This is a genomic window from Micromonospora sp. DT231, from assembly GCF_049847025.1.
Taxonomy (GTDB): Bacteria; Actinomycetota; Actinomycetes; order Mycobacteriales; family Micromonosporaceae; genus Micromonospora.
On record NZ_JBNCNO010000005.1, the window covers coordinates 452,057 to 478,801 of the forward strand.

Below are 26,745 nucleotides of genomic sequence, written 5' to 3' on the forward strand. Positions count from 1 at the left end.
CCGGACCAGCGCGTTCAGTGCCGAGCGCGCTGGTCCGACCAGGCCCGCCACAGCGTGGCGTACGGGCCGTCCCGCTCGACCAGCTCGCGGTGGGTGCCCGCCTCGACGATCCGGCCGGCCTCCATCACCAGGACCCGGTCGGCGCTCACCGCCTGGGTGAGTCGATGCGCCACGACCAGCGCGGTACGCCCCGCCAGGGCGGCGGTGGCCACCCGTTCGAGCAGGCGCGCTCCGGCGCTCCCGGCCTCCGCGGTGGCCTCGTCCAGGATCGCCACCGGCGGATCGGCCAGCAGCAGCCGGGCGAACGCCAACTGCTGGGCCTGCGCCGCCGTGAGGACGTGCCCGCCCGCGCCGACCTCGGTGTGCAGGCCGTCGGGCAGTTGAAGCACCCAGCCCAACGCCTGCACCCGGTCCAGCGCGGCGCTCACCTCGTCGTCGGTGGCGTCCGGGCGGGCCAGCCGCAGGTCGTCGACGAGCGGCCCGGCGAAGACGTGCACCTCCTGGGTGATGAGTGCGACCTCGCCGGCCGGCACCGCGACGGTCCCGCCGGTCGGCTGGTGCACCCCGGCGATCACCTTGGCGAGAGTGGTCTTACCGGCGCCGCTGCCGCCGACCAGGGCGACCCGCTCGCCGCGGGCGATCGTCAGGTCGACGTCGTGCAGCACCTGCCGGTCCGGCCGGTACGCGAAGTCCAGCCCGCGTACCACCACGGCGTCCGGGCCGTCGCCGGCGTCGGCGCGTCGCCGTACGGGCGGGGTCAGGTCGGCGACCCCGACCAGCCGGTCCAGCCCCGACGCGGCGGCCTGGGCGTCGTCGACAAGGGCGAGAGCCACGTTGATCGGGCCGAACAGCCCGTGGAAGTACAGCGCCGCCGCGGTCGCCGTGCCGATGCTCACCGCGTCCCCGCGCACGAGGAAGAAGCCGGTGCCGAGGACTGCGGCGAGCCCGAGGAACTCGGCGACGTGCAGCCGGGCGTAGAACCGGGTCTGCAACGCGACGCCCCGCAGCAGCAGGTCCACCGCCTGCTGGGACTTCGTGGCGACCCGCTCCCGATGCTCGTCGGCGATCCGGAACGCACGGATCGTCGGCGCGCCGTCGATCGTCGCGAGCAGGTGGTGCTGCTGCGCGGCGACGGCGACCCGCTGCCGGGCGTAGAGCGGGACGGCGCGGCGGGCGTACCAGCGCACCGTGTGCGCCTGCACCGGCACCGCGATCAGCGCCGCGAGAAGGAAACGCCAGTCGAGCACGGCCATCCCGGCCAGGGTGAGCACGATTGTCAGCAGGGCGCGGGTGAACTCGGGGACCGCGCTGCGGGCCGCCTCGGCGATCACGGCGACGTCGTTGGTGACCCGGGAGGTGAGGTCACCGGTCCCCGCGCGCTCGACCTGTTCCAGCGGTAGGTGCAGCGCCGAGGAGACGAACCGTTCCCGTAGCCGGGCCAGCACACCCTCGCCGACCTGCGCGAGCAGGGCGATACCGAACCCGGCCAACGCCGCCTCGACGACAGCGCCGGCCACCAGGCCCGCGCCGGCGAGGATCACGTCACCGGTGCTGCCTCCGCCGGTGGCCAGATCGACGATGCGCCCGAGCAGCGGCGGGCCCACCAGCCCGGCCGCGGTGCCGGCGACAAGCAGGGCGAGCGCCCCGGCCAGCCGGGACCGCTGCGGACGCACAAGCGCCCGCAACTGGGCCAGGGTGCGACGTCCGGTCGCGATCGGCAGCAACGTCGTCGAGTCGGTGGTCATGCGAGCACGGTCTCCCGGTAGGTGTCGTCCTCGGCGACCAGGTCGCCGTGCGCGCCGTCGGTGCGCACGATGCCGTCGTGTACGACGATCACCCGGTCGGTCACGGCGAGCAGCGCCGGGCTGGCGGTGACCAGGATCGTGGTACGCCCGTCCCGCATCGCGCGCAGTCGCCCGGCGATGCGGGACTCGGTCGCCGCGTCGACGGCTGTGGTCGGGTCGTGCACGACGAGCACTGGCGGGTCGCCGGCCAGGGCCCGGGCGAGCGCGATGCGTTGCCGCTGCCCGCCGGAGAGCGAACGGGCCCGATCGTCGAGCACCGTGTCCAGCCCGTCGGGCAGACCGCGGGCCACCTCGTCGGCGTCCGCGGCGGTGACCGCGGCGTCGACGCTCGCCGGCGCGGCCCGCCCGGCGAGCGAGACGGCGGCGCGGACGCTGTCGTCGAACAGGTCGGTCTGGTGGTCGACGGCCAGCACCACGGCCCGCAGGTCGTCCGGCGCCAGGTCGGCGAGGGGTACGCCGTCGAGTGCGATCACCCCGGCGACCGGATCACGTACCCGCCCGAGCAGCCGCACCAGTTCGGCCGCCTCGGCCGGGTCGGTGGTCACGATGCCGACCAGCTCGCCGGGGGCGATCTCCAGGTCGATGCCGCGCAGGGGTGGGCTGTGCACCCCGCGCAGCGCGAGCCCACCACGGGCCGGCGTGACCGGGTGCGCCGTGCCGTCGGGCACCGCGACGGGCGTGTCGAGGACGGCGGCGACGCGGCGGGCGGACGCGCGGCCCTGCGCGAGGTCGGCGCCCACCCAGCCGAACGTGGACATCGGACCGACCAGGAACTGCGCCAGGCCGAGTGAGGAGATGAGCTGACCGACGCTGATCTGGCCGTGGAGTGCGAGGACCCCGCCGATGACCGCGATGATCGCCAGGAACGTCCCGCTGAGCGTGAGCACCAGTCCCTGGTACGCGGCCTCGGCGCGCGCCGCCCGTACGGTCGCGGCCAGCGCGCTGCGGCTGCGCTGCGCGTACCTGTCGACCGCCGCTGTCTCGGCCCGCAGGCCCTTGACCACGCGCAGGCCGATGACCAGGTCGGCGGCGATGCCGGAGGCGTGCGCGCTGTGCTCCTGCTCGGTCTCGCTGCGCTCTTCAAGCGGCTTACCGAACAGGCGGGTGAGCAGCAGCAGCGGCGGGGTGCCTAGGAGCACCACGAGCCCGAGTGGCAGGGAGATGGACAGCAGCAGGACCGCCGCGAGGACCAGACCGACGACGGCGGCCACGCCGGAGACGACGGCGATGGCGACCGCGCCGACCCGGGCCGCGTCGCTCGTCGCGATCGACACCAGGGCGCCGGGCAGCCGGTCGGCCTCCGCGCCGCCGCGCTCGTGCAACACCCGCCTGGTCACCCGTAGCCGCAGGTCGTGCGCCGCCTGTTCGGCGGCACGTTCGCCGGTACGCTCGCCGTAGCGGTAGCTGTAGCTCAGGCCGACGTAGACGGCGGCCAGCACACCCAGCCAGAGGGCCAGGCTGCCGACGCCTCCGTCCACGGCCCGGTCGATGATCACACCGATCAGGAACGGCACCGCGGCTTCGCCGGCCTGGTGGCCGGTGATCAGCAGCGTGCTCAGCGAGATGAGCCGCCGCTGCCTGCCGAGCGTGGCGGTGAGCAGGCCGCTTCCGCCGGTCACGCGGGAACCCGGTCGACCGCCGCGACGACGCCGGCGTGGGCCAGTCGACGCCGCTGCCGCCCGGCCGGCACCACCATCGGGGTGTCCGTCTCCGGGTCGGTCATCACCCGGCAGGGCATCCCGAAGACCGTCTCGACAAGCTCCGCCGTCATCACCTCGGCGGGTGGCCCCTGGGCGAGAACCCGGCCCTCCCGCATCACGATCAGCTCGGTGGCGTACCGGCAGGCGTGGTTGAGGTCGTGCAGGACGGCGACGACAGTGCGGCCCTGCTCGTGCAGGTCGGCGCAGAGGTCCAGCACCTCGAACTGGTGCGACAGGTCGAGGAACGTGGTCGGTTCGTCGAGCAGCAGGATCGGCGTCTGCTGGGCCAGCGCCATCGCCAGCCAGACCCGCTGCCGCTGCCCGCCGGAGAGTTCGTCGACGAACCGGTCGGCCAGGTCGGTCACCTCGGTCTGGCGCATCGCGTCGGCGACCGCCGCCTCGTCCTGCGGCGACCACTGCCGCAGCAGGCGCTGGTGGGCGAAGCGGCCCCGGGCGACCAACTCCTCCACCACGATCCCGCCGGGCGCGACCGACGACTGCGGCAGCATGCCGAGCTGACGGGCCACCTGCTTGGACGGCTGCGACGCGATGGTCTGACCATCCAGGTAGACGGCACCGGACTGCGGCTTCAGCACCCGGGCCAGGGACCGCAGCAACGTCGACTTGCCGCAGGCGTTGGGGCCCACGATGACGGTGAACGACCCGTCGGTGATCTGGACGTCGAGGCCCTGGACGACCACCCTCTTGTCGTACGCCAGGGTCAGCGCGTCGGCCCGCAGCCGCGACTCGGTCATCGCTGTGCTCCTTGTCCGCCGTTACGTCGCTCGTGGAAGAGCAACCAGGTCAGGTAGATGCCGCCCAGGGCGGCGGTGACGAGACCGACCGGGACGTCGTCGTCGGGCAGGAGGCGCTGGGCAACCCAGTCGCTCGCCGTCAACAGGGCGGAGCCCATCAGCGCGGCCGGCAGGATCCCGGCGTTCGGCGAGCGGGTCAGCCGAGCGGCCAACGGTGGCGCGGCGAGGGCGACGAACGCGATCGGCCCGGCCGCGGCGGTGGCGCCTGCCGCGAGCCCGACGCCGGCCACAGCGAGCACCACCCTGCCGCGTTCGACGGGTACGCCGTGCAGCATCGCGGTCTCGTCGCCGAGGGCCAGCATGTCGAGGTGCCGGCCGTGGTAGAGCGCGACCGGCAGCAGCACCGCGACCGCGACGCCGACGAGGGTCACCTCGGTCCATCCGGGGCCGTTGACGCTGCCGATCAGCCAGACCTGGGCGGCGATCGCCTCGTCCAGTCGGCTGCGGTAGATCAGGAACGAGTTGAACGAGTCGAGCAGCGCGGCCACTCCGACGCCCATCAGCACCAGCCGGAACGGCTGCACCCCACGGCGGAACGCGAGCAGGTAGATGGCGACCGAGGTGGCCAGACAGCCGACGATCGCACCGGCCGCGACCTGGAAGCCGCTGCCGTTGAACAGCAGCAGGACGATGAGCGCGCCGGTCGCCGCGCCCACCGTCAGGCCGACGAAGTCGGGGCTGCCCAGGGGGTTGCGGGTCAACCCCTGGAAGATCGTGCCGCTCGCGCCGAGGGCCGTGCCGACCAGCAGCGTGATGAGTACGCGGGGTAGCCGCAGCTCCTGCACGATGAAGTCGGTGCCCGGGTCGCCCTGGCCGACGAGGCTGCGCAGCACGTCGGGCACGGGGATCGGGAAGTCGCCGCTGGAGAGGTTGACGAGCGCGACGCCCAGCGCCGTGAGCAGCAGCGCGGTGCCGGCGATCAGCGCCCGCAGGTGCAGCCGCAGCGAGAGCCGGCCGCCCCGGCTGCGGATCACCAGGCGGGTCGTCCGTCCGGACGGGCGGAGCTGGAGCACCGGGCCGCTCACAGGGTGCTCAGTCGGCGTCGGCGGCACAGCGCGATGAACAGCGGTGCGCCCAGGAACGCGGTGACCACCCCGACCGGCAGCTCGGCCGGGGCCACCAGGACCCGCCCGAGCACGTCCGAGACGAGCAGCAGGGTGGGGCCGAGGACCAGCGAGTAGGCCAGGATCCAGCGGTGGTCCGAGCCGGTGAACATCCGGGCCGCGTAGGGGACGGCCAGGCCGACGAACCAGATCGGCCCGCAGGCGGCGGTCGCGGCCCCGCACAGCAGGGTGATCGTGATCATGCCCAGCACCCGGATCCGTCCCGGGTGCGCGCCGACCGAGGTCGCCGCGTCGTCGCCCATGCTCAGCGCGTTGAGTTGGCGGCCCAGCGCCAGCGCCAGCAGGACGCCGACCACCAGGAACGGCGCCAACTGGGTGATCGTGCTGGTCTCCCGGTCGGCGAGCGAGCCGACGTCCCAGTGCCGGTACCTGTCGAACGCCTCCCGGTGGGTCACCAGGATCGCCCAGACTCCGGCGCCGAGCACGGAGGTGAGGGACACCCCGGCGAGCACCTGCCGTTCCGGGGTGGGCGCCCGGCCGGCGCCGCCGAGCGCGAAGACGGCCGCCGAGGTGAGCCCGGCGCCGGCGATGGCGAACCAGACGTACCCGTTCGCGCTTGTCACTCCGACGAGCGCGATGGCCAGCACCACGCCCGTGGACGCGCCCAGGCTGACCCCGAGCAGGCCGGGTTCGGCGAGCGGGTTGCGGGTGAGCGCCTGCATCACCGTGCCGGCCAGGCCCAGCGCCGCGCCCACGGCGAATCCGAGGATCGTCCGCGGCACCCGTAGCCGGTGCACGATCTCCGCGGCGGAGGAGCCGTCGTCGTGCCAGAGCACCTGCCAGACCGTGCCGAGGCCGAGCGAACGGCTGCCGACCGCGATGCTCAGCGCCACGGCGGCGGCGAGGGCGACGACGCCGACGACGAGGCCGGTCCAGCGGCGACCGGAGCGCGACGACGACTCGCGCGGCGCCTTCCGAGGTGAAACGGTCCCGGGCGCCGGGTGGGTGCCGGTGCCTGGGGTCAACGCGTGCTCCATCCGTCCACCCGTTCGCATTACTCAATTAGGTGAGGCTAACCTACACTCCCGTTCGAGGTCACCACCCTGGGGCCTCGCTGGCAGAAAGGAACAGCCGTGCGGCTTCCCTCAATCCGCCGGAGCGCGACTGTCGCTTCGACCGCGCTCCTGCTTCTCCTCGCGGCCTGCGGCGGTGGATCGGAGCCGTCGGCGCCCTCCTCCGGCGCCACCACCTCCACCGCCTTCCCGATCTCGATCGAGCACAAGTTCGGCACCGCCACCATCCCGGCCGAGCCCAAGCGGATCGCCGTGGTCGGCCTGGTCGAGCAGGACGCCCTGCTGTCGCTGGGCGTCGTGCCGATGGCCACCACCGAGTGGTTCGGCGAGAAGCCGGGCGCGATCTGGCCCTGGGCCGAGGCCGCGCTGGGCGCGGGTGCCAAGCCGCAGGTGCTCACCAACACCGACGGCATCCAGTTCGAGAAGGTGGCCGCCCTGCGGCCCGACCTCATCCTCGGCGTCTACTCGGGGCTGACCAGCGACGACTACGCGAAGCTGGCGAAGATCGCGCCGACCGTGGCCCAGCCGAAGGACTCCGTCGACTATGGGGTGTCCTGGCAGGACGTCACCCGTACGGTCGGCACCGCCGTGGGGCGCAAGGCCCAGGCGGACAAGGTCGTCACCGACGTCGAGGCCACGTTCGCCGCGGTACGCACGGCGAACCCGGCCTTCGCCGGCGCGACCGGCCTGATGGCCACCACCTACGAGGGCTACTACGTGTACGGCCCGCAGGACTCGCGCGGTCGGTTCCTCACCGACCTGGGCTTCAAGCTGCCGTCGGGGCTGGCCGAGGTGACCGGCAAGGAGTTCGGCGCGAACCTGAGCCGGGAGCGCACCGACATGCTCGACACCGGCGTGCTGATCTGGCTTGTCGACAGCTACGACGCCGACCGGACGAAGGTGCAGGCCGACCCGCTCTACAGCAAGCTCAAGGTCAAGACCGAGGGTCGTGACATCTACCTGGAGAACGAGGAGCTGGTCGGCGCGGCGACCTCGTTCATCACCCCGCTGAGCCTGCCGTTCCTGCTGGAGAAGATCGTCCCGCAGCTGACCGCGGCGGTGGACGGCAACCCGGCCACGGCGGTGCAGCGCTCCGCGGCCTGACGACCGGGGTGGGGAACTGGACCGGACGGGACGGTTCCCCACCCACCACCGGTCCGCCGGGTCGCGGTTATGCCTCGGCGGCGGGTCGGCTGTGCACCACCAGCTCGTCGATCTCCAACCGGCCGACCCGCAGCTCCCGCACGACCGCCCGGCGGATCGCCAGCCGCCCGATGACAAGCGCCCCGACGGCCACGGCCCCGACCGCCAGCGCCCCCACGGCGAGGGCGCCGAGGGACGCCGCCCCGGCAGCCCGCGCGCCGGTGGCCGCCGCGCCCGTCGCCACCGCGCCGTTGGCGCGCGCCCCGGTCAACCGCATCACGCGTACGTCTCGCTTCATCACCCCATTGTCCGCGTACGGCCGCCCGCCCGCTCCCCGCGTTTCCCGCGTGTCACTCCGCCGTCGCAGCCTCGCCCCAGCACCTCAGTCGCGGAACCGGTGGTCCGGGCCGAGCCAGCCGCCGCCTGTCGGCGCGCCGTGCGCCAGGTCCGCGTCCGGGTCGTGGCCGTAGAGCCACCGGAGGTGGTTCAGGTCGACCTGCCGGGCCAGTTCCTCGTCGCGGGCGCGCTGCGCCGGCCCGTCGGGCAGGTGGAAGAGGTCGGCCCGGTGCCGGGCCTGCCGGTGCACCTCCGCCAGCCGGGGGCGACGCGCCCGCTCGTACCGGTCCAGGGCGGTGGCCGGGTCCGCGGCCAGCAGGTCGGCGACGAGCAGAGCGTCCTCCAACGCCTGGTTGGCGCCCTGCGACAGGTACGGCAGGGTCGGGTGGGCGGCGTCGCCGAGCAGCACCAGCCGGCGGCTGTGCCAGGGCCCGGCGATGTCCCGGTCGTAGAGTCCCCAGCGGCCGACCCCGCGGGCCGCGCCGACGACCCGGCGCACCTCGGGATGCCAGCCGCGCAGTGCGGCGATCAGCTCCTCCACCCCGGGGTCGTCGGTCTCCACGCTCTGCGCGCGGACCACGCTGACGTGCACCGTCTGCCGGGCGGCGATCGGGTAGTACGTGACGTGGGCGTCGGGCCCGAACCAGAAGAGCACCCGGGGTACGCGGCCCAGCGCGGGCACCTCGTCCACCGGAAGCAGGCCGCGCCAGACGGCGTAGCCGGAGTAGCGCGGACTGTCGTCGATGAGCGCGGGACGCACCACGGAGTGCACACCGTCGGCGCCGATGACCAGGTCGGCGGTGTCCCTGGTGCCGTCGGCGAGGTGCAGCGTGGCCCGCTCGTCGTCCTCGCTGACACGCACGACGCGCCGGCCCAGCCCGAGGTCGGCGGCCGGCAGGAGCCCGACCAGGCCGCGCTGGAGGTCGGCACGGTGGATGAGCACGTACGGTGCCCCGAAGTCGGTCACGCACGCCTCGCCGTGCGGGACGGCGCAGAGGAGCCGGCCGTCGTCCCAGCGTCGGGTCTCGATCGATTCGGCGGCCACGCCGTGCTCGCGCAGCGTCGGGCCCACACCGAGCCGGTGCAGGATCCGCACCCCGTTCGGGGAGAGCTGGATGCCGGCGCCGACGGTGGTGAACCGGGCCGCCTGCTCGTAGATGCGGTACGGCATCCCGTGCCGGCGCAGCAGCGCGGCGACGGCCAGCCCGGCCACCCCGCCGCCCACGATCGCGACCCGTGTCACGCCGCCACCCCGCCCGGCTCGTACCCGTACAGCCAGGCACGGGCGTCCAGGTCGGCGGCCTGCCGCAGCGCCACGTCACGGCTGACCTGTTCGGGGCCGTCGGCGAGGTGCAGGTGCCGGGCCTGCGCGCGTGCGGCGCTCTGCACGGCGGTGGCCCGGGGCAGGCGCTGCCGCTGGTAGCGCAGCAGCCGGTCCGGGGCGTCGGCGCGGGAGGCGCCGGTGAGGCAGGAGGCCAACTCGACGGCGTCCTCGACGGCCTGGTTCGCGCCCTGCGCCAGGAAGGGCAGCATCGGGTGGGCGGCGTCGCCGAGCAGGGTGACCCGGCCGACCGACCAGGCGGTCAACGGTTCCCGGTCCCACAGCGCCCAGTACCGCACCTCGCGGGCGGCTCGCACGACGGCGGCGACCGGGGCGTGCCAGCCGTCGAACGCGGCGACCAGGTCGGCCGGATCCACAGTGGCCGACCACGATTCCACCGGCGGCTGGTGCAGGGGGGCGATGGCGGCGAAGCCGAGCGCCCGGCCACCGCTGACCGGGTAGCAGACGAAGTGCCGGCCCGGACCGAGCCACATCCGGGCCACCGGCACCCGGGCGCCCGCCGGCAGTCGGTCCATCGGCACCAACCCACGGAACACGCCGAGGCCGGAGAAGACCGGCCGGTCCGGGACGAGCGCCGCGCGGACCGCCGACCGCAGCCCGTCCGCGCCGACCACCACGTCGGCCCGGTGGGCGCTGCCGTCGGCGAAGGTGAGCACCACCTCCTCGCCGTCGTTGTCCACGGTGGCCAGCCGCCGGCCCAGATGCAGCCGGGTGGGGTTCACCCGCGCGTGCAGGGCGTCGCGCAGGTCGGCACGGTGCATCCCCAGGTACGGCGCGCCGAAGCGCACCTCGCAGGCCGCGCCCAGCTCGGTGCGGGCCACCGGACGGCCGGACCAGCCGTGGATCTGCGCCGCGGCGAGTCGGACGGCCCGGGCGTCGAGCGTGGGCCGCAGACCGAGCCGGTGCAGGGGCCGGACCGCGTTCGGGGAGAGTTGGACGCCGGCGCCGACCTCGGTGAGCCGGTCGGCCCGCTCGAACACCTCGTAGGCCGTGCCGGCCGCGTCGAGGGCCGCGGCCAGGGTCAGCCCGCCGATGCCGGCGCCGACGACCGCCACCCGCGGGCTGCTCATGACGGGTTTCCGTCCGGGTACGCCGCGGCGAGCCAGGCGTAGGTGCGCAGCTCCTCGAAGAGGCTGCGGCCGAGCCGGTTGTGCAGCATGTGGACGTGGGAGAAGAGGATCTGCGCGGGCGGCGTGTCGCCGGTGGCGGCGATCCGCTCGGCCAGCTCCGCGATCGCGGCGTGCCAGCGGCGGAACGGGCCGTGTGCGTCCGGGTCGGGGACCGGGCCGGTGGCGTCGACGGCGCAGAGGGCGGCCAGTTGCTCGGGCGTGGTGCCGGAGTGCCCGGCCCACACCCGCCAGGCCTCCATGCTGCGGCGGTAGAACTCGGCCTGCCGCTCGGGGCCACCGAGGGCGGCCGCGGCGGCGATGGTGCCCCGCAGGCCCAGGCCTGTGCGCAGCCCTTCGGAGGGCCGGCTGGGCAGCACGGCGACGACGAGTTCGCTGGACAGCTGGAACAGCCGCTCGGTGGCGGGCATCAGCGGCCGACCGCCGTAGCGCAGGTGCTCCGGCTCGTAGACGGCCCGATGCACGCCCGGCGGCATCAGGTCGAGCACCTGCCGGTCGGCACCGCGTTCGGTGGCGGCGAAGGTCACCGCTCCGGCGCGGTAGCCGGCCTCGTCGAGGGGCTCCTCGTCGTCGGCGAGCCGGCCGGCCTCGGCCAGCCGGTCGCGTAACGCCTGCTCCACCCGCTGGTACGTCGCGGAGTCCAGGTCGCCGACGCGGAATCGCAGGTGGGTGCCGGCCTGCCAGAAACGCATGAAAAACCAGGGCCGACCGTCGAGTTCGGCGGCCACCGGCCGGATCACCTCCTGGATCACCCGGTCCTGCACCGAACGGGCGTCCGAGGCGAGGTGCAGGTGCCACGAACTCCACTCGGTGGGCCGGATCGCGGCGGGGTCGGGGCGGAGCACGGTCTGGGTCACGGCATCTCCTCTGTTCTCGATTGCGGGGCTCGCGGACCCGGGTCACTGCTCGCGCGCACGGCCCCTCTCCTCACAACCTGATGTCGAGCAGCCCGCCGCTGGCGTGCCGTGGGGTGCCCACCACCGCGGCGAGCGCGATCATCTCGTCGCCGGCCAGGCCGAGCAGGTCCCGTGTCGCGTTCTCCACGAACGCCCGGACCGGCCGGGCGAACAGGTCGGCCGCGCTGGCCGCGAGGGAGAGACCGTGCGCGGCCCAGCCGACGGCGTACTGGGTGGCCGTCCAGGCGGTCGGCCCGTGGGCGGCGTGCAGCTCCCGGGGGCGCACCGACAGGAACCACACCATTGACGCGTGCCGGACGCCGCAGCCGTCGTTCGGGGTGAGCGGGTAGCCGTACGTCGCCTCCAGCTTCGCGGTGATCTCCCGGTCGGCCCGGTGCAGGACGAGGTCGCCGTCCGGTCCGACCCGGTGCACGCCGTCGGCGTACCCGTCGATGTCGCGCAGGGCGACCGAGACGGTGATCCGGTCGCGGACGGCGGCCAGGGTGGGCCCCGGCGCCGGCACGGCCAGCCAGCGGACGATGTCGTGCACGACCGCCGCCGGCAGCCGTCGGCGACGGGAGTCGAAGCCGGGCCGGCCCGCCGGCATCCGCCCCGAGTGACGACGCCAGGCCAGCTCCGCCCAGTCCGGCGCGGTCGGCGCGGCGGCCGCTCCCGCCGGTAAGCCGGAGCCGAGCCGGGTGGGCGGGTCGGTGAACGCCTGCTCCCGGTTCAGGGCCGCCACCTCGGCGAGGACCGGATCGGGCACCTCGGCGGGCGCGGGTGACCCGGCGGGCGTCGGGCCGGGCACCAGCGGGGGCGCGCCCAACCCGATGGTGACCGGCAGCGACCACTCCCCGGCGGGGTCGAGCCCCACCTCGGTGAGGACCGCGCCGGCCCCGGCGTCGGGCAGCCGCACCCACGCCGGCACCCGGAAGTGGTGCAGGCCGATGGCGAGGGCGCGCAACGCGTAGCCGGTCTCGATGGCGACCAGGGACCCACGGAACCAGCGGTAGCCGCGCGGGATGCGGGTGTAGCGACCGGTGAGCGCGAGCTGCCGGGCCCGGGGCGCATGCCCGGGTACCGACAGGCTGGTGAGCGCGTGCCGCTCGGGCTCCAGCAGCGCCCAGTGCTCGCCGTCGTCGGCGAAGACCTGCACCGGGTACAGGCAGCGCGGCGAGGCGTAGCCGCGGTGGGGGTTGTAGACGTTGTCCGGGTCGTACCACTGCGGCCCGTACGCGGCGACCAGGGCGTGCCCGACCGGGTCCGCCACCTCCCCCGTCACCTGCCCGTGCGGGTACGCGGTCCGGCCCAGCAGCTCCGCCGTCCCGTAGGGCAGTGGGCGACGGGCGCCTCCCCCGGCGACGGCCGGGGTGGGCGGGTGGACGTGTGTCTCCATCGGGGGCACCGGCTCGGACAGCCAGGGTGGGATCACCGTCTCGTCCGCCCCGGCGGCGTACGCGTACCAGAGCGACTCCCGGCCGATGGTGTGGTCGGTGTACGGGGCGGGCACCCGCAGCCCGGCGCTCACGGGAACGGGTGGGGGTCGTAGGGCAGGGGGCGTCCGGCCTGGGGGGTGCCGGCGAGCGCGGCGGCGAGCCGGGGCTGGCCGAGCAGCCGCTGCTGGGCGTGGCCGAAGCACATCGGCAGGATGCCGGGTACGACCATCTTGACCACCGAGATGCCGACGTCCCGGTGCTCCCGGGTGCTCTGGTCGACGAGCACCATCCGGTCCATGCCGGCCGCCGCGTAGAGCTGCCGGACGTGGTCCAGTGCGCCCCGAACGTCACCGGCGGCGGCCCGGTCGAGCTGGCCGGGCCAGTCACCGAACGCCTCGGCGATCGTGGTCTCCGGGCCGCCCAGCACGGCGGTGGCACGGGCCAGCGTGGCCGGATGCATGTAGTAGCGGGGGTGGTGGACCAGTTCCTCCATGTTCCACGGGTCGGCCAGCATCGGCTCGATGTCGGAGGTGTCCGGGTCCTGCGGGTCGGTGACGAGTTGGGCGACCTCCCGTAGGGCTCCCCGGATGGCGGTGGCCGGGTTGGCGCCGGACCCTCCGGAGTGGAAGGTGGCCGGGAATCCACCGGTCCGGTTGACGGCGAGGGTCCACACGATCGGCAGGGCCACGTCGTGGGTGGCGACGAGGATGTGGACGTCGAACCCGCGGGCGTGGATGAGGTCGATCAGGGCCTGGCTGTCCGGGTCGGTGATCGTCGAGGTGGGGATCACCGGCAGCGGCGTGGCCCGGTGCCAGGCGATCAGGAAGGCGTCCCGCTCGGCGAGTTCGAGCAGCGAGTGCAGGGCGGCCTCTTCCAGGCAGGAGCCGGCCGCGCAGCCGCTGGAGGAGTCGTAGAAGTGCTTGCGGTTCTCCCGTGGGTTGGCCCGGCGCGCGGCGCGGGCGGCCCGGCGGTTCAGCTTGTACCGGTACTCGTACTGGTAGAAGCCGATCTCGGCGGGTACCAGCACCGGCTGTCCGGTGCCGAGGTCGTGGCCCCACACCCAGTCCATCGGGCTGTCCGGGTGCACCGGGAGCACCCGGGCGGTGGGGTGGGCGAGCTGCTCGTCGGTGTGCCCGCCGAGGGTGGCCGGGTCGAGCGCGTGGTCGGCGACCTGGCGGTAGGTCAGCCCCTGGAGCACCGGCGCGTCGAACGGGAAGCCGCCGAGGCGCTCGTAGAGCTCGATGAGGCCGACCGGTTCGGCCTCCCGGAAGGTCATCGCCCGGCCGTGTCCCCACGCCGGCGCGTCCGGCATGATCGACATGCTCATGGCGAAGGGCGCCGCCGACTCCAGAATGATCTTCTGGACCGGGCCGAAACGCTCGTCGACGACCCGGTCGCGCAGCGCCCCCGGGACGACCAGTCGGGAGCCGTCCGCGGCCCGGGTCGGGTCGCCCGGCGCGGCCGGGTGGCTGCGCAGGGTCAGCGGCTCCGGCCGCCAGTCCAGGTCCGGCTGGAAGCGCGGTGCGCACGACGAGCAGTAGAAGTGCCGTGGGATCCGGTGCCTCCGCACGCCTGCCGCGCCGACCACCGCCAGCTCCCCGGGGGCCAGCGGCACGTCCGCCAGGTTCCGGGCGGCCGCCGCCAGCAGGTCCGGCAGCAGCGGGTCGCCGGTGCCGGTCCGCCAGCGGTTGAGGTCCAGGCGGGCCTGCAACGGGTGCTCCAGCACCGAACGCTCGCGGGACTCGGCGCAGACCGGGCAGCCGGCGTCGGTGCCCGGGACCCAGCGCGGGCCGATCTGCACCTCCTCGTCGTACACCCGCACCGACAGGTGCTCGCGACCGTCGGCGGCACTGCGGCGCCACTGCCCGGTCTGCCAGTTCAGGTCGAATCCGTAGTCGAGCGTCACGGTGGCGTCGACCGCGAGCAAAGGGGCCAGCGCGGTGAGCCACTCGTCGGCGGCGTCGGCGGTGAACCCCGGCCCGAGGTTGACCAGGTCGGTGTCAGTGCCCATCGGTCTGCTCCTCGATGTCGCCGGCCACCTCGACCGGGCCGTACCAGAACGGGAGTTCGCCCAGGACGGGATCGGCGTGCCGGGCGCGGCCGCGGAACCGGCGGCCGGTCGCCGCGGCCAGCGCGGTGACCTGCTTGCGCAGCGCGTCCACCACTCCGTCACCGGCGAGCAGCAGGGCGTCGGTGTGCAGGGCGGGCGCCGGCTCGCCGCCGGCCGCCCGGACCTGCCCGGCGGTGACCGCCACCCCCACGGCGGCCCGGACGGCGGTGTCCGGGTCCGGCCCCCAGGCCACGCCGAGCGTTTCCCCGTCCGGGGTGCGCACCCGGGCCAGCCGCCAGTCCAGGCCGGGCACCGCGCGCAGGTCGACGACGTGCGGCTGGGCGCCCAGACTCTGCCGGATCCGGCGTGTCTCCGGGTCCAGGTCCGCCGGGTCCACAGTGGGGACCTGCTCGGCCTCGGCGGCGAGCAGCCGCAGCGCGCCGTCGAGCAGCCACGTCTCCTCGGTCAGTCCGGCCGCGCCGCCGTCGGCCGAGCGCCGCATCCCCTCCATCGCCGCCGCGACGTACGCGGTCTGGAGGTCGGGCCCGCCGGCGAAGACCGAGCCGTTCCGGCCGTCGCGGTACGCCAGCTCGCGCTGCGACAGCGGCAGTTGGGGCAGTTCCGGTTCCCGGTCCCCCCGGGTGTACGGGCCGGTCCAGCGGGCGGTGAGGGCGGAGACCGCCGGGGTCAGGTCGTCGATCGTGGGCAGCGGAACGGGCTGGGCGTCGTCCAGCGGGTGCCAGCGCTCGTCGTCGGCCAGCGGCGCGCCGAGCACCACCCGGTCGGCGGTGAGCGCGTCGGAATGCACGACGTGCGCGTCCCGGCGGGTGTCCTGACCCGCGATGACGGTGAACAGCAGGTGCGCGGCGAGGGCGCCGGCAAGCGCGTCCGCGACCGGACGGGCGGCCGGCGGCACGTCGTCCGCCGCGGCCTGCTCCAGGACCCGGTCCCGCCACGCCGGCCACCCGGCGGCGGTCGCGGTGTCGGTCACCAGCGGACCGGCCACCAGCGCCCGGTCGTCCAGCAGCACCGGCAGCACCGGCACCGCGCCCGGCTCGGGCGTCTCGTCGGCGGAGAAACAGCGGATCACCGCGTCGAAGCCGGTCAGGTCGTCGGCCGCGCCTCGCGCCCGCGCCGCACCGATCCCGGCCCGGAGCAGCCCCCGCACCGCCGGCCCGGTGACCTCGACGGGGCCCACCACCGCGACCCGCGCCGCCCGCACCGCCGCGAAGGCGGCGTACGGGTCCGCGGACACCGCCTCCAGGTACGCCAGTGGCCCGGCCCACCGCTGCCGCTCGGCCTCGGTCGGCTCGGCGACGGTGTGCGCCGCGAAGTCCAGCAGCAGGTTGTGCCCCCGTAGCTGGTCGACCAGGTGGCGCACGGCCGGCCTGGCCCGCTCGGTGCCCAGCGCGGTCACCATCTCGTCCTCGGTGGTGCCGACGTCCAGCAGCGGCACACAGGTGTCGGCGACCCGGAACAGCAGCGTCGAGCCCCGCAGGACGAGCTGGTCGCGGCCCCCGGCGAGGTAGACGCCGTCGGGCGTCGGCGCGTAGTGCAGGTACGGTCGCGCGCGCAGTCTCATGACTTCTTCCCTCCGTACTGGAACAGGCCGCCGGGGCGCCTGCCGATCTCGACCACCCACTCGTGGGCGTGCGTGCCGTCGACCACCCCGGGAAGTGCCTCCTCCAGGTAGTCCACGGCCTTCCCGTCGGCCCGACGTTCGAGCATCCGCGGCAGCACCCGGGTGCCGAGGGCGGAGGTCAGGTCGACGTACTGCGGCTTCTGCTTCTGCCGGCGGGGCATGATGTCGGCCGGGCGCAGCGACCGGGGCGCCTCGTCGTCGAAGGCGGTCTTGACCACCACCTCCTCGGGTACGCCGTACCGGCCGCGCCAGCCGGTGAGGGCGAGCAGCCGCTCGGGGCCCTCCGGCGTGGCCAGCGCACCGTCCAGCTCGGCGCCGCCGTACCAGCGGCGGCGGCTCACCACCACGTCGCCGACGGCGATCCGCGGGGCGATCCGGGTACGGGCCCGGTCCCACGGGTTGCCGCCGTGCCAGAGGTCCAGCAGGTAGTTGTTGAGTCGGCCGCCGGTCGCCAGGCAGGACGCCACCGACAGGGGCGGTGGGAACAGCCCCGGGTGGCCGGTGCCCAGCGGCAGCACCCGCAGCCGCTGCCCGTCGGCGTCGGTGACGGCGAGCGTGTCGGTGTCCGGATCGTGCACCAGCCGCAGCGCGTACCAGTCGTCCGGGCCCAACCCGTCCGGCAGCACGCGAGGATGGGCGTTGACGTTGAGTCGGTGCAGCCCCAGGTCCTCCACGACCCGTGCGCCGTCCCAACCGAAGCGCTCGGCGAGCCGGTCGGCGAGGTACGGCAGCGCCCGCCCGCCGAGTCGCCGGTCGCCGTCGAGGAAGCGGGAGTAGAGCATGCCGTGCCCCGGCAGCCCGTCGTTGACGACCAACCGGTCCCCTGCCCACTGCGCGAGCACCCCGTAGCTGAGCGGGTCGCGCCGGAACTCCTCGGGCAGGTCGGCGACCAGCTCGTACGCCTGGTCGGCGGACCACCGCACCTCGGGCTCGCCCGCCTCGGCGGCCCGGGTGATCTCCGCCTGGCTGAAGGCCATGATCCGGCGGCGCAGCGCGTAGAGGCGCAGCAGCGGGTCGTCGCCGACCGGGCTGTCGTCGGTGAGCGTGGCGGCGTACTCCCCGGCCGCCACGGCCTGGGCGGACACCGCCTCGACGAGTTCGTCGGCGTGGTCGGCGAGCGGGACGCCGGCGCCGGCGCCGAAGCGCCCGACGAAGGCCCGGGTGGTCATCATGCGCACGTCGTGCAGCCAGTCGAAGACCGACAGCAGCTCCACCGCCGCGCCCAGGTCGGCCAGGTTGCCCCGGACCGGCTGGGTGTCCACGGTGGCCGGTGGGAGAAGGTAGTCCTCCTCCACCATCACCTGGGCCGGCCGCTGCGCCAGCCGGCTGACCCGGGCCAGGTCGGCGCGCAGGGTCGCCAGGTCGGCGCCTCGCTCCAGCACCGGCCCGTCGGCCAGCCGGGACAACCCGGCACGCACGTCGGTGAGGGCGTCGGCGGCCACGGTGTCCGGCCGGTCGAGCTGTTCGGCCAGGTCGGCGTCGCCGTTCTCGGCCTCGTTGAAGGTGCACAGGATGCCGCTGTCCAGCGCCCGCAGCACGATCTGCTCGGCGTCGGGCAGTGGGCAGCCGGCGTGCGTGGACACGTACGCGGCCACCGCCCGCGCGGGTCGCGGGCCCATGGCGATCGCGTCCATCAGCAGCTTGATCGGGCCCCGCAGGGGTGCCGAGAGGCGTTGGTAGCCGCCCTCGGTGGGGCGCAGGAAGAACAGCGCGCCCTGCTCCGGCTCCACGGCGGAGGTGGGCGAGAGCCCCACCCAGACGCCGAGCCGCTCCGCGCCGGCCGGTGGGTTCAGCCCGCCCAGCACGTAGGCGATCATGACGCGGTCCAGGCTGGGGAAGGAGTGCGCCCCGGTGAACGGCACGCCGCGTGGATCGATCCCGTCGGGGCCGGGCACGGCGATGCCGACAGCGGTGAACCGGGCCAGTGGGCTGGTCCGGACCATGGCCCGGGTGACGTACTGGATCAGGCCACGCTCGGACTTGCGGGCTCGGGCGGCCACCGGTTGGCCGGTGGCCACGGCGGCCCGGTAGCGCTCGGCCTCCTCGTGCACCTCGGGGGCGAGCAGGGCCAGCGAACGGCGAAGGTCCTCGTCGCCCAACAGCCCGGCGAGGGTCCCCCGTTCCCGCTCGGCCGCCGCCGGGTGCTCGGCGACGAGCCGGGCCCGCAGCTCGTCGCGGCGATGCCGGGCGGCGACCCAGGCGGCCACGGCGGGCAGATGGGTGAGGTCGGTGCGGGGCTCCCGGTCGCGGGAGATGGCGCGGCGGGCCTCCACCAGGCGCTTGCGTTCGGCCTCGTCGGAGCTGGCCCCGATCAGCCGGTAGAGATCGTCGGCGCAGTGGGCGGCGCTGTCGGACAGCGCCCGGTCCACGTCGGTCAGGTCGGCCAGGAGCACGCGGAGCGTCGGGTCGGCGAGGCGGGCCCGGCGCAGCGGGTTGATCCGCAGTTGCCACAGGGGCTCCGCCGGTGAGGTGGTGGTGATCGGGGCGAGAGGCGCCGGGGCGGCGGGGGCGAGGGTCATGCCGCCCTCCCCGCGGCCGCGACGACCCGGACCCGGTCCCGGTTGAGCCGGTCCTGCCAGCTCTCACCGAGCACCTCGTCGACCAGCTCGCTGATCGCGTAGCACATGTAGTAGCGCTGCATGGGCGACACGGTGAGCAGCGGAAGCTGCTGGTAGAAGAGGTTGATCAGCACGCGGTAGGAGGCGAACCACTTGGTGGTCCGGTCGTAGGCGCCCGACGCGGCGACACTGCGATGGAAATCGGTGTCCGGCTGGTCGCCGGTCGGCACCACGTCGGGGGCGCTGGGCGGGCCCATCGCGGCGGTGTCCACACCGCCGGTGATCTCGTCGAGCAGGTCGAGGCTGAGCGTGCCGTCGGTCACGGCCGCGTCGAAGGTGCCGGCGCAGTAGGCGAACGCCGTCCGCCAGGCCGCCGCCGGGCCGCTGGGGGTGCCGGCGAGCCGCTGCTCGACCACCGGGCGCAGCACCGCCGCCTCCCGCGCCAACCGCTCCGCGAAGGCCGGGCGTACGTCCTGGGTGGGCCGCGCCCAGGCCAGGAACGCCTCGACGTGCGACCGGAACGAGTAGACGCCGTGCGCCAGCCCCAGGAAGTAGGAGTCGGCGAGCGCCGCGAAGGCCTCGCCGAGGCGTACGGCGCCCTGCTCGGGGCGGAGCGCCAACTCGTCCACGGTGTCCAGCAGCGGTGTGGTCAGGACGCTCTGCGCCACCTCCCAGCCGGGCAGGGCGCGCAGCGCCGGCTGTTGGGGGCCGGTGTCCTCCCGGCACAGCAGCAGCACCGCGCCGTGCTCGGCCATCGGCAGGTACGGCGGGGGCACCGCCTCCAACCGGCCGAACTCGCGGGCCTGGGTGAGGTAGTCCTCCTCGCTCAGGGCACGGGCCGGGTCCAGTGGGCCGGCGTCCATCCCCGCGGCGACGGTGGTCCAGTCCACGCCCCCGGCGCCGCCGTAGGCGACGACGTCGACGTGGGGACCGTGCCGCCACCCGCGACGGAGGTGGACGACGGCGTTGCCGTCGTCGTGCAGCGCACGGGCCACCGGCACCACGGATCGTGCCAACCAGGGAAGCGTCAGGGGCCCCCTGGTGTAGAGCCGCACACCGATCACGTCGGTGGCCGGCTCATACGCCTCGGTCGTCATGTCGACGCACCTTTCCGGAATTGTATCGACGAGCAGGAAATTCACTGGGAATTCAATTCTCGACCCGCGCGGCGATCGAACAACAATGTTCCTGACAACTGTCAGCAATTCGCTGACGGCGAGTCCCGGCGGGTGGTTTGCGCCTTTTGAGCGACCTACGCTAGGGTCTACTCATGTCTGCTGACACCGGCGCGCGTCAATTGGGCGGCGAGTCCGTGAATCGCCGAGGCCCGCTCGCCATGGGCGTCGTCACAATGATCGTCTACGGATTGCTCTGGCTGATCGTGGGCGTGACCGGCCTGCCGGTGCCCACCGGCGTCCGACTCGCCCTCGACCTGGTCGCCGTGGTCGCCGCCGTCGCCCTCCTGGTGGCGGGCCGGCGGTTGCGGGCGCGCGGCCCGTCCCGGGTCCGCCGCGTCCACCCGCACTCGATGCGCTGGTTCCACCTGGTCAACCTGGCCCAGACCGCGTTGATCCTCGGCGCCGTCTTCGGGCTGCTCCAGGCCGGTTCACCAGGGCTGATCGTGGTGGCCGTCTGCCTGGTCGTCGGGTTGCACTTCCTGCCGCTGGCCAAGATCTTCGACGTCCCCGGCTACTGGTGGACCGGCGCGCTGCTGATCCTGGTGGCCGCGGCCGGCGCGACAGCGTACGGTTTAGACACGGGCAACGAGACCGTACGCGCGGTGGTCGGCCTGCCGGCCGCCGTCGCGCTCTGGTCCACCGCGCTGGACGTTTCCCGGCGCGGCTGAGCGAGGGCCAGGCGCACCGACGTCGGCTGCACTCGTCCAACTTCGACTTGGACGAGCACAGCCGACGTCAGCCGCGTCAGCAGGTGCTGGGCGAGCGGGTGGGCGAGGGCGACAGGTGGTTCTCGCCGCCGTTCATCCACTGTGTCCGATCGCCGGTCCGGCTGGTCTCGGTCCGACTCTGACTGTCGTTCAGCAGGTGCTGGACGAGCAGGTCGAGGAGGAGGACGAGGTGCCGATGCTGCCGCTCGACGCGCCCAGCTCCGGCAGGGCCACGCCCTGGGCGACCTCGAGGACCTCCAGGTCGGCGATCTCGAACGAGTCGAAGGTCTTGTCGTCCTGGGCGGCGGCCTGGGTCTCGTCGATGCTCATGTCATTTCTCCCTCTGTGGTGAAGGGCTTTTCTTCAACCCTTCCGGTGAAATCAATTCTGGCCCCACCAAACGACCGTGTCCATGCTTTGCCAGCGCCTGCTGACACATATCACGGTGGCAATTACACAAGCGCCGGCCGCAATCGGGAAAGGGCCGCCCGGGGGCAAGGTGAGAGCCTTTCGGAGAAGGCGCACACCAGGCCCGGACGGCCCCCGCGACGACGCTTCGGCGGGTCATTCGCGGCCCAGCTCCGCGCCGGCCCGCAGCGCCCACTCCGCGCCGTTGAGCAGCTGCCAGCCGTCCTCGGTGCGCCACGTGCCCAGCTCACCCTCCGGCCGGCTGCCGAGCAGGAAGTCCCCCACCGACGTCTCGCGCAGCCAGTCCAGCCGCAACACCCGGGCGGCCAGGTCGGCGTCGCCGATCCCCAGCCCGCACGGCGCCAGCCCCATCGCCGTCGCCACGAGGTACATCGTCTGGTAGACCACCCCGCAGTGCCGCAGCGTCATCCCGTAGGCGATGCCCGCGTACTTCCAGGACAGCCGCTGGAAGCGGGAGGTCAGGGTGATCAGCACGTCACCGTTCGCCTCGCCGCCGGTGGCTCCCGCGGCGACGTCCAACATCGCCGCCCGGTCGGCCGGCTCGTCGTTGACAAGCACCAACCGGTGCGCCACCGAGTCGTAGAACCAGATCCCGGCGTCCAGGCCCGCGCAGCGGCGCACGGTCAGGTACAGCTCGATCTCGTACGCCGACCCGCCGGTCGGATAGGGCCGCCCCACGATCTCGTTGCCGGTCGGGTCGCCCTCGGCACCGCGCAGCACCCGCACCCGGCCCACCCGGTAGAGGAACTCGCCGAGCTGGCGCAGGGTGAGCGGCTCCTCGCCGTAGGAGCGGATGGACCGGCGACCCTCCAGCGCGACGGTGAACGCCGGATCCCGGGCCAGCACCTCGTCGAGGTCCGGGCGGTACAGCTCCACGGTGCGGCCCACCGGCGGCTCCTTGACGGCCGGCAGCGGCGGGATCTCCCCCCGGTGCGGGTAGATCCCGCCGATCGGGTCGTCGTAGCGACCGGGGCGGGTGCGCGAGTGGAAGAGCAGGTCGTGGAAGGACCACTGGCGCAGCGTCGGATCCGTCTCGGACTCGAAGCCGCCGGCGCTGTCCCCCGCGTCGACGAGGCCCGCACCGACCAGATGACCCAGGAGCGTGCCGACCGCCGCGACGTCGAGGTCGTCGCCGGCCAGGTCCATCGGGGTACGCGGGGCGCCCAGCTCGGCCACCAGGCGTCGGGCGGCCGGGTGCACCAGGAGCACCCGGTGCCGGGCCAACGGCGACTCCAGCACCAGCGCGCCCTCCCGGGAGCGGCAGAAGGCGAAGCGGGACAGCCGCACCCGGGCGGCCGGCGCCACGGTGACCGGCGCGTACTCCGCTCCCGGCGCGGTCCGCTCCAGCCGCAGCATCTCCTGCTCGGCCGCGACGACGCCGCGGGCGAGCAGGTGGGGCGCCCGGTCGAGGAACCCGCGCAGTTGGGCGGCCTCCCGCCCGGTCAACCCGCTGAGCAGGTCGGCGGGGTCGACCGGCCCGTCGGCGAGCCGGCGGAGCGCCGCGGTGAGCCCGTCGCCGACCTGCCGCATCGCGACCACGCCGGCGGGGCTGGTGAGGACGATGCGACCGGCTTCGAACTCCGCCCGGACGTCGTCGCGGAACCCGACGACCGTGCCGTCGGTGAGGGTTGTCGTCTGCATGGTGCACTCCGTATCCGTCGCGGGGCTGGTCTCGGGTCTCGCCGCCACGGATCCCGGACCTCGCCGGACACGACGCAACGAGGCGCCGCCACCACTGTCACCGGCCACCCCCGCCGCCGTCGTCGACTGATGACGCGCGCACCGCACTCCGGTGACACCGGTCATGCCGGGCTCGTGACACCAGTACCGGCATCCGTGACGGACATCGTGGTGGCGCTGGCCGAGGCGTGGGGTCCGGGCAGAGGCTGGCCGTGCCCCCTCCTGCCCGGCGGCGGGCGGAGGCCGCGGACGGGAGGTCACGGGTGGAGACCGGCGAGGCGAACTACGTACGACGGCTGCTGGACGCCCTGCAACGGCAACCCGGACGGCAGGTCCTGCACCGACCGGAGGGATCGACGTCCGGCGGCGCGCTCGCCGCGGCGATCCTGGCCACCGCCGTCGGACTGGCCCGCGCGGGTGTGGCCCGCGGGGAGACGGTGGCCGTGCTGACCGAGCCGAACGTGCCGGCCATGCTCGTCACCCGGTACGCCGCGCACCTGCTCGGCGCCACCGTCACACACGTACGCTCGATGAACGCCCGCGCCGACGGTGAGCACCTGTCCACGGTCGCCCGCCTGCGGGTGCTGCGCGCCACGGGTGCCCGCACCCTCGTTGTCGACGCGACGAACGCCGGGCGGGGTCGGGAGTTGGCCGCCGCGGCGCCCGCGCTGACGGTACTGGCCGTCGACGACCTGCGCCGGCACCGGTCGGGTCGCCTCCCGACCGCCGCCTGGCACCCGGACGACATCGCCGTGGTCGACCTGACCAGCGGCAGCTCCGGTGACCCGAAGCTGGTGCGGCAACCGTTCGGCGCCCGCGACACCCGGATCCGGGTGTCCGCCGGCGACGGCGCGCCCGACTGGCCGGTGACCATGCTGTCGGTGACCCCGGTCAGCCACGCCACGGCGACGATGGTCGACGCGGTCCTGATCGGCGGGGGCGCGGTGGTGCTCCGCGACGGCTTCGGCCTGGACGACGTGGTCGACGCCGTCGTCCGGCACCGGGTGACGGACGTCTACCTGGCGGTGCCGCACCTCTACCAGCTTGTCGACCGGCCGGAGGCCGCCCGTCGGGCGCTGCCCTCGCTGCGTCAGGTGCTCTACAGCGGCACCTTCGCCGCTCCGACCCGCATCGCCCAGGCGGTGACGCTCTTCGGTGAACGGCTGACCCAGCTCTACGGCAGCACCGAGGCCGGCGGCATGTGCACCCTCACCCCGCTCGATCACGCCGAGCCGGAGCTCCTGCCCAGCGTCGGCCGGCCCTTCTCGTGGGTCGATCTGGAGATCCGCGAGGCCGACGGCCGGGCCGCGACGCCGCGCGGCGTCACCGGCGAGGTCTGGGTACGCGCCGCGACCACGATGGCCGGCTATCTCGGCGACCCGGCGTTGACCGCGCAGACGATGCACGACGGTTGGCTGCGCACCGGCGACCTGGCCCGCTTCGACCGCTACGGATACCTCCACCTCGTCGGACGCATCGGCAGCGTGATCAAGGCGAACGGCTTGAAGATCCATCCGTCCACCGTGGAACGGGTGCTGCTCGCTCACCCGGCGGTCGCCGACGCCGTCGTGTACGACCGACGCGACCCGCGCCACGGCGAGACCGCCCACGCCGCGGTGCAGCTGCGTCCGGGGGTCCGGTGTGGTGCCGCCCAACTACGCGACCACGTCGCCGCCGGGCTCTCGCCGGCGCACGTGCCGGCCGGCTTCTCGTTCCTCGACGCGCTGCCGCTGACCGTGTCGGGAAAACCCGACCGCGTCGCCCTCCGCGCCGCCGCCGACTGACCCGCCGTTCAGTCGAAATGGAATATCCGGACGGTCAACGCCCGACGACTGTCGGCCGGAGAGCCGCGATGGTCGGACGAGCGGCCCCTACCGTCGACGTCGTTGATGCGAAGCTGACCAGGTGACGATCAGGGTTCTGCTCGCCGAGGACATGAACATGGTCCGCGGCGCCCTCCTGGCACTGCTCGCCCTGGAGCCCGACATCGACGTCGTCGCCGAGGTGGCGTCCGGTGACGACATCCTGCCGGCGGCGCTGGCGCAACGGCCGGATGTCGCGGTGCTCGACATCGACCTGCCGGGAATCAACGGGCTGACCGCGGCGGGTCTGCTGCACGAGCAGTTGCCGAGCTGCCGCTGTCTGATGCTGACCAGCCTCGGCCGGCCGGGCAACCTGCGCCGGGCGATGGCGGCGCACGTCGCCGGCTTCATCCTCAAGGACGCCCCGCCGGAGATCCTGGCCGACGCGATCCGGGGCGTGGCGGCCGGCCGTCGGGTGGTCGACCCGCAACTCGTGCTCTCCGCCTGGGACAGCGCCGAATGCCCGCTGACCACCCGCGAGGCCGAAGTGCTCCGGCTCACCGAGAAGGGCGCCGAGCCGACCGAGATCGCCAAGCGGCTGTTCCTGTCCCCCGGGACCGTCCGCAACTACCTGACCACCGCGGTGACGAAGCTCAACGCCCGGAACCGGATCGACGCGATCCGGATCGCCCGCGACGCCGGCTGGCTCTGACCCCTGCCGGCCGGCCCGGTCAGGACGCGAGCTGGGCGGGCGCGTCCACGGAGGCGGGCAGGCTCACCGGCAGCTCGGCCTTGAGCCGGAACCAGCCGTCCGGGGTGCAACAGGTGACCAGGCGGCCGCCGAGCGCCCCGGCCCGGTCGCTGAGGTTGCGCAGCCCGCTGCCCCCGTGCTCGGACGGCAGGCCGGGCCCCTGGTCGGCGCCGTCGTTGGCGATGGTGAAGAGCACGCGCCCGCCCTGCTCGCTCACCAGGACCTCGCAGTTGCGCGCCCTGCTGTGCCGCAGCAGATTGGTGACTCCCTCACGGAGCACGGTGGCGAGCACGGTGCTGACCGCCTGCGGCAGCGGGGGGTGGTCGATCTCCATCCGTACCCGGATGCCGGCGGCGGCCAGCACCGACTGCGCCGAGCGGGCCTCGTCGCCCAGCGACATGTCGCGGTAGCCGCTGGCGAGCTCCCGTACGTCGGCCAGCGCCTGCCGTGAGATGCCCAGGATGTCGTCCAGCTCGGCGAGCGCGCGGTCCGGGTTGCGGACCACCAGGCGGCGGGTCAACTCGCTCTTGAGGGTGACCGCGGAGAGGCTGTAGCCGAGCAGGTCGTGCAGGTCACGGGAGAAGCGGAGCCGTTCCCGGATCACCGCCAACCGGGCCAGTTCGGTGCGGGTCGTGTGCAGCTCACCGACCAGGATGGACATCTGGGACAACCCGTAGACGATCAAGCCGGTCAGCATCGTGGACACCGTCGTGTACGCGACGAGCAGGACCTCGCTGGTCATCGCCGACTGGATCACGACGGTGCCGAACACCGTCGCCGCGAACGCCACGACGGAGCGGGGAGGCGCCAGCATCAGCAGGAAACTGCCCGCGACGAAGCCCGGCATCCCGACCCAGGACTGCCCGAAGACGAAGAACGGCAGGAAACCGAGGAGCGTCTGGGCGGCGAGCAGCCCCAGACGGGCCGGCGCGGCGAGCCGACGGGCCCGATCGGTCAGGAAGAACAGTTGCAGTGACAGCAGGCCGCCCATCGACACCAGGGCGAGCACGACCGCGCGGGGCTCCTGCGCCGCCTCGAGGATGTTGAGCAGCGCGACCAGGCTGAGCCCGGTGACGACGGTGGCGACCACGGCCCGGGCCAGTCGCGACGCCGTGGGGCCGGTGCGCACGTCGTCGTTGAGCGGTCTCGAGTCGTCTGACGGTGTCCGGTCCATGTGCACGCCCCCCGAGCGCCGATCTTCTCCGCGCGAG

The 26,745-nt window shown here is 74.2% G+C and carries 22 protein-coding genes; 5 read left to right on the top strand and 17 right to left on the bottom strand.

Annotated elements, in window-relative coordinates; translation table 11 throughout:
- Positions 1 to 14: 14 nt before the first annotated feature.
- From ACPXBU_RS16250 to ACPXBU_RS16270, 5 genes are read right to left on the bottom strand one after another with little or no spacing between them, the layout of a single operon-like run.
- Positions 15 to 1,745: an ABC transporter ATP-binding protein gene (locus ACPXBU_RS16250; protein ID WP_425758662.1), complete on the bottom strand. Its 1,731-nt coding sequence runs from the start codon at positions 1,743 to 1,745 to the stop codon at positions 15 to 17.
- Entirely contained in the window at positions 1,742 to 3,424 is a 1,683-nt protein-coding gene (locus ACPXBU_RS16255; RefSeq protein ID WP_425758663.1) for an ABC transporter ATP-binding protein, read from the bottom strand. Before ACPXBU_RS16255 ends, ACPXBU_RS16250 begins: the two co-directional genes overlap by 4 nt.
- Positions 3,421 to 4,260 (bottom strand): ABC transporter ATP-binding protein, encoded by an 840-nt coding sequence (locus ACPXBU_RS16260; protein WP_393361918.1) that lies wholly within the window; start codon positions 4,258 to 4,260, stop codon positions 3,421 to 3,423. Before ACPXBU_RS16260 ends, ACPXBU_RS16255 begins: the two co-directional genes overlap by 4 nt.
- Positions 4,257 to 5,345: a FecCD family ABC transporter permease gene (locus tag ACPXBU_RS16265; protein WP_425758664.1), complete on the bottom strand. Its 1,089-nt coding sequence runs from the start codon at positions 5,343 to 5,345 to the stop codon at positions 4,257 to 4,259. The genes ACPXBU_RS16260 and ACPXBU_RS16265 overlap by 4 nt, the downstream gene beginning before the upstream one ends.
- Entirely contained in the window at positions 5,342 to 6,421 is a 1,080-nt protein-coding gene (locus ACPXBU_RS16270) for a FecCD family ABC transporter permease (protein ID WP_425758665.1), read from the bottom strand. Before ACPXBU_RS16270 ends, ACPXBU_RS16265 begins: the two co-directional genes overlap by 4 nt.
- 96 nt (positions 6,422 to 6,517) lie before the next feature.
- Here ACPXBU_RS16270 and ACPXBU_RS16275 point away from each other — a divergent pair, with 96 nt between their 5' ends.
- Positions 6,518 to 7,561, top strand: a complete 1,044-nt coding sequence (locus tag ACPXBU_RS16275) for an iron-siderophore ABC transporter substrate-binding protein (RefSeq protein WP_425758666.1) — start codon at positions 6,518 to 6,520, stop codon at positions 7,559 to 7,561.
- A gap of 67 nt (positions 7,562 to 7,628) precedes the next feature.
- Here ACPXBU_RS16275 and ACPXBU_RS16280 read toward each other — a convergent pair whose 3' ends face one another.
- From ACPXBU_RS16280 to ACPXBU_RS16320, 9 genes are all read right to left on the bottom strand, one after another.
- The gene (locus ACPXBU_RS16280; RefSeq protein WP_393361930.1) at positions 7,629 to 7,898 is read right to left on the bottom strand and encodes a hypothetical protein; all 270 of its coding nucleotides are present in this window, start codon (positions 7,896 to 7,898) and stop codon (positions 7,629 to 7,631) included.
- Positions 7,899 to 7,982: 84 nt separating this feature from the next.
- A complete protein-coding gene (locus tag ACPXBU_RS16285; RefSeq protein WP_425758667.1) occupies positions 7,983 to 9,179 on the bottom strand; it encodes an FAD-dependent monooxygenase in 1,197 nt (398 codons plus the stop codon).
- Complete coding sequence (locus tag ACPXBU_RS16290) at positions 9,176 to 10,348, bottom strand: FAD-dependent monooxygenase (protein WP_425758668.1); 1,173 nt, start codon at positions 10,346 to 10,348, stop codon at positions 9,176 to 9,178. Before ACPXBU_RS16290 ends, ACPXBU_RS16285 begins: the two co-directional genes overlap by 4 nt.
- Positions 10,345 to 11,262, bottom strand: coding sequence for a thiopeptide-type bacteriocin biosynthesis protein (locus ACPXBU_RS16295; RefSeq protein WP_425758669.1), 918 nt, complete (start codon positions 11,260 to 11,262; stop codon positions 10,345 to 10,347). The genes ACPXBU_RS16290 and ACPXBU_RS16295 overlap by 4 nt, the downstream gene beginning before the upstream one ends.
- 70 nt (positions 11,263 to 11,332) lie before the next feature.
- Complete coding sequence (locus ACPXBU_RS16300; protein ID WP_425758670.1) at positions 11,333 to 12,829, bottom strand: hypothetical protein; 1,497 nt, start codon at positions 12,827 to 12,829, stop codon at positions 11,333 to 11,335.
- Positions 12,826 to 14,748, bottom strand: coding sequence for a TOMM precursor leader peptide-binding protein (locus ACPXBU_RS16305; protein WP_425758671.1), 1,923 nt, complete (start codon positions 14,746 to 14,748; stop codon positions 12,826 to 12,828). The genes ACPXBU_RS16300 and ACPXBU_RS16305 overlap by 4 nt, the downstream gene beginning before the upstream one ends.
- On the bottom strand, positions 14,738 to 16,369 hold the full coding sequence (locus tag ACPXBU_RS16310; protein WP_425758672.1) for a hypothetical protein: 1,632 nt from the start codon (positions 16,367 to 16,369) through the stop codon (positions 14,738 to 14,740). Before ACPXBU_RS16310 ends, ACPXBU_RS16305 begins: the two co-directional genes overlap by 11 nt.
- Positions 16,366 to 18,948, bottom strand: a complete 2,583-nt coding sequence (locus ACPXBU_RS16315; protein ID WP_425758673.1) for a hypothetical protein — start codon at positions 18,946 to 18,948, stop codon at positions 16,366 to 16,368. Before ACPXBU_RS16315 ends, ACPXBU_RS16310 begins: the two co-directional genes overlap by 4 nt.
- Positions 18,945 to 20,084: a hypothetical protein gene (locus ACPXBU_RS16320; protein ID WP_393361954.1), complete on the bottom strand. Its 1,140-nt coding sequence runs from the start codon at positions 20,082 to 20,084 to the stop codon at positions 18,945 to 18,947. The genes ACPXBU_RS16315 and ACPXBU_RS16320 overlap by 4 nt, the downstream gene beginning before the upstream one ends.
- A gap of 173 nt (positions 20,085 to 20,257) precedes the next feature.
- Between ACPXBU_RS16320 and ACPXBU_RS16325 the strand changes: the two genes are divergently transcribed.
- Both ACPXBU_RS16325 and ACPXBU_RS16330 read left to right on the top strand, forming a co-directional pair.
- Entirely contained in the window at positions 20,258 to 20,833 is a 576-nt protein-coding gene (locus ACPXBU_RS16325; RefSeq protein ID WP_393361957.1) for a hypothetical protein, read from the top strand.
- 47 nt (positions 20,834 to 20,880) lie between these two features.
- A complete protein-coding gene (locus ACPXBU_RS16330; protein ID WP_425758674.1) occupies positions 20,881 to 21,015 on the top strand; it encodes a hypothetical protein in 135 nt (44 codons plus the stop codon).
- A 7-nt stretch (positions 21,016 to 21,022) separates the two neighbouring features.
- Here ACPXBU_RS16330 and ACPXBU_RS16335 read toward each other — a convergent pair whose 3' ends face one another.
- Positions 21,023 to 21,202, bottom strand: coding sequence for a thiazolylpeptide-type bacteriocin (locus tag ACPXBU_RS16335; protein ID WP_204940828.1), 180 nt, complete (start codon positions 21,200 to 21,202; stop codon positions 21,023 to 21,025).
- A 234-nt stretch (positions 21,203 to 21,436) separates the two neighbouring features.
- Positions 21,437 to 22,942: a SagB family peptide dehydrogenase gene (locus ACPXBU_RS16340; protein WP_425758675.1), complete on the bottom strand. Its 1,506-nt coding sequence runs from the start codon at positions 22,940 to 22,942 to the stop codon at positions 21,437 to 21,439.
- A 302-nt stretch (positions 22,943 to 23,244) separates the two neighbouring features.
- Between ACPXBU_RS16340 and ACPXBU_RS16345 the strand changes: the two genes are divergently transcribed.
- Together ACPXBU_RS16345 and ACPXBU_RS16350 are read left to right on the top strand one after the other, a co-directional pair.
- On the top strand, positions 23,245 to 24,765 hold the full coding sequence (locus ACPXBU_RS16345) for a class I adenylate-forming enzyme family protein (RefSeq protein WP_425758676.1): 1,521 nt from the start codon (positions 23,245 to 23,247) through the stop codon (positions 24,763 to 24,765).
- 121 nt (positions 24,766 to 24,886) lie between these two features.
- Positions 24,887 to 25,495 carry a response regulator transcription factor gene (locus ACPXBU_RS16350; RefSeq protein ID WP_393361965.1) on the top strand — a complete coding sequence of 203 codons (609 nt, stop codon included), beginning with the start codon at positions 24,887 to 24,889 and terminating at the stop codon, positions 25,493 to 25,495.
- Positions 25,496 to 25,514: 19 nt separating this feature from the next.
- Here the strand turns inward: ACPXBU_RS16350 and ACPXBU_RS16355 are convergent, their stop codons facing one another.
- The gene (locus ACPXBU_RS16355; RefSeq protein ID WP_393361969.1) at positions 25,515 to 26,708 is read right to left on the bottom strand and encodes a sensor histidine kinase; all 1,194 of its coding nucleotides are present in this window, start codon (positions 26,706 to 26,708) and stop codon (positions 25,515 to 25,517) included.
- Positions 26,709 to 26,745 lie beyond the last annotated feature (37 nt).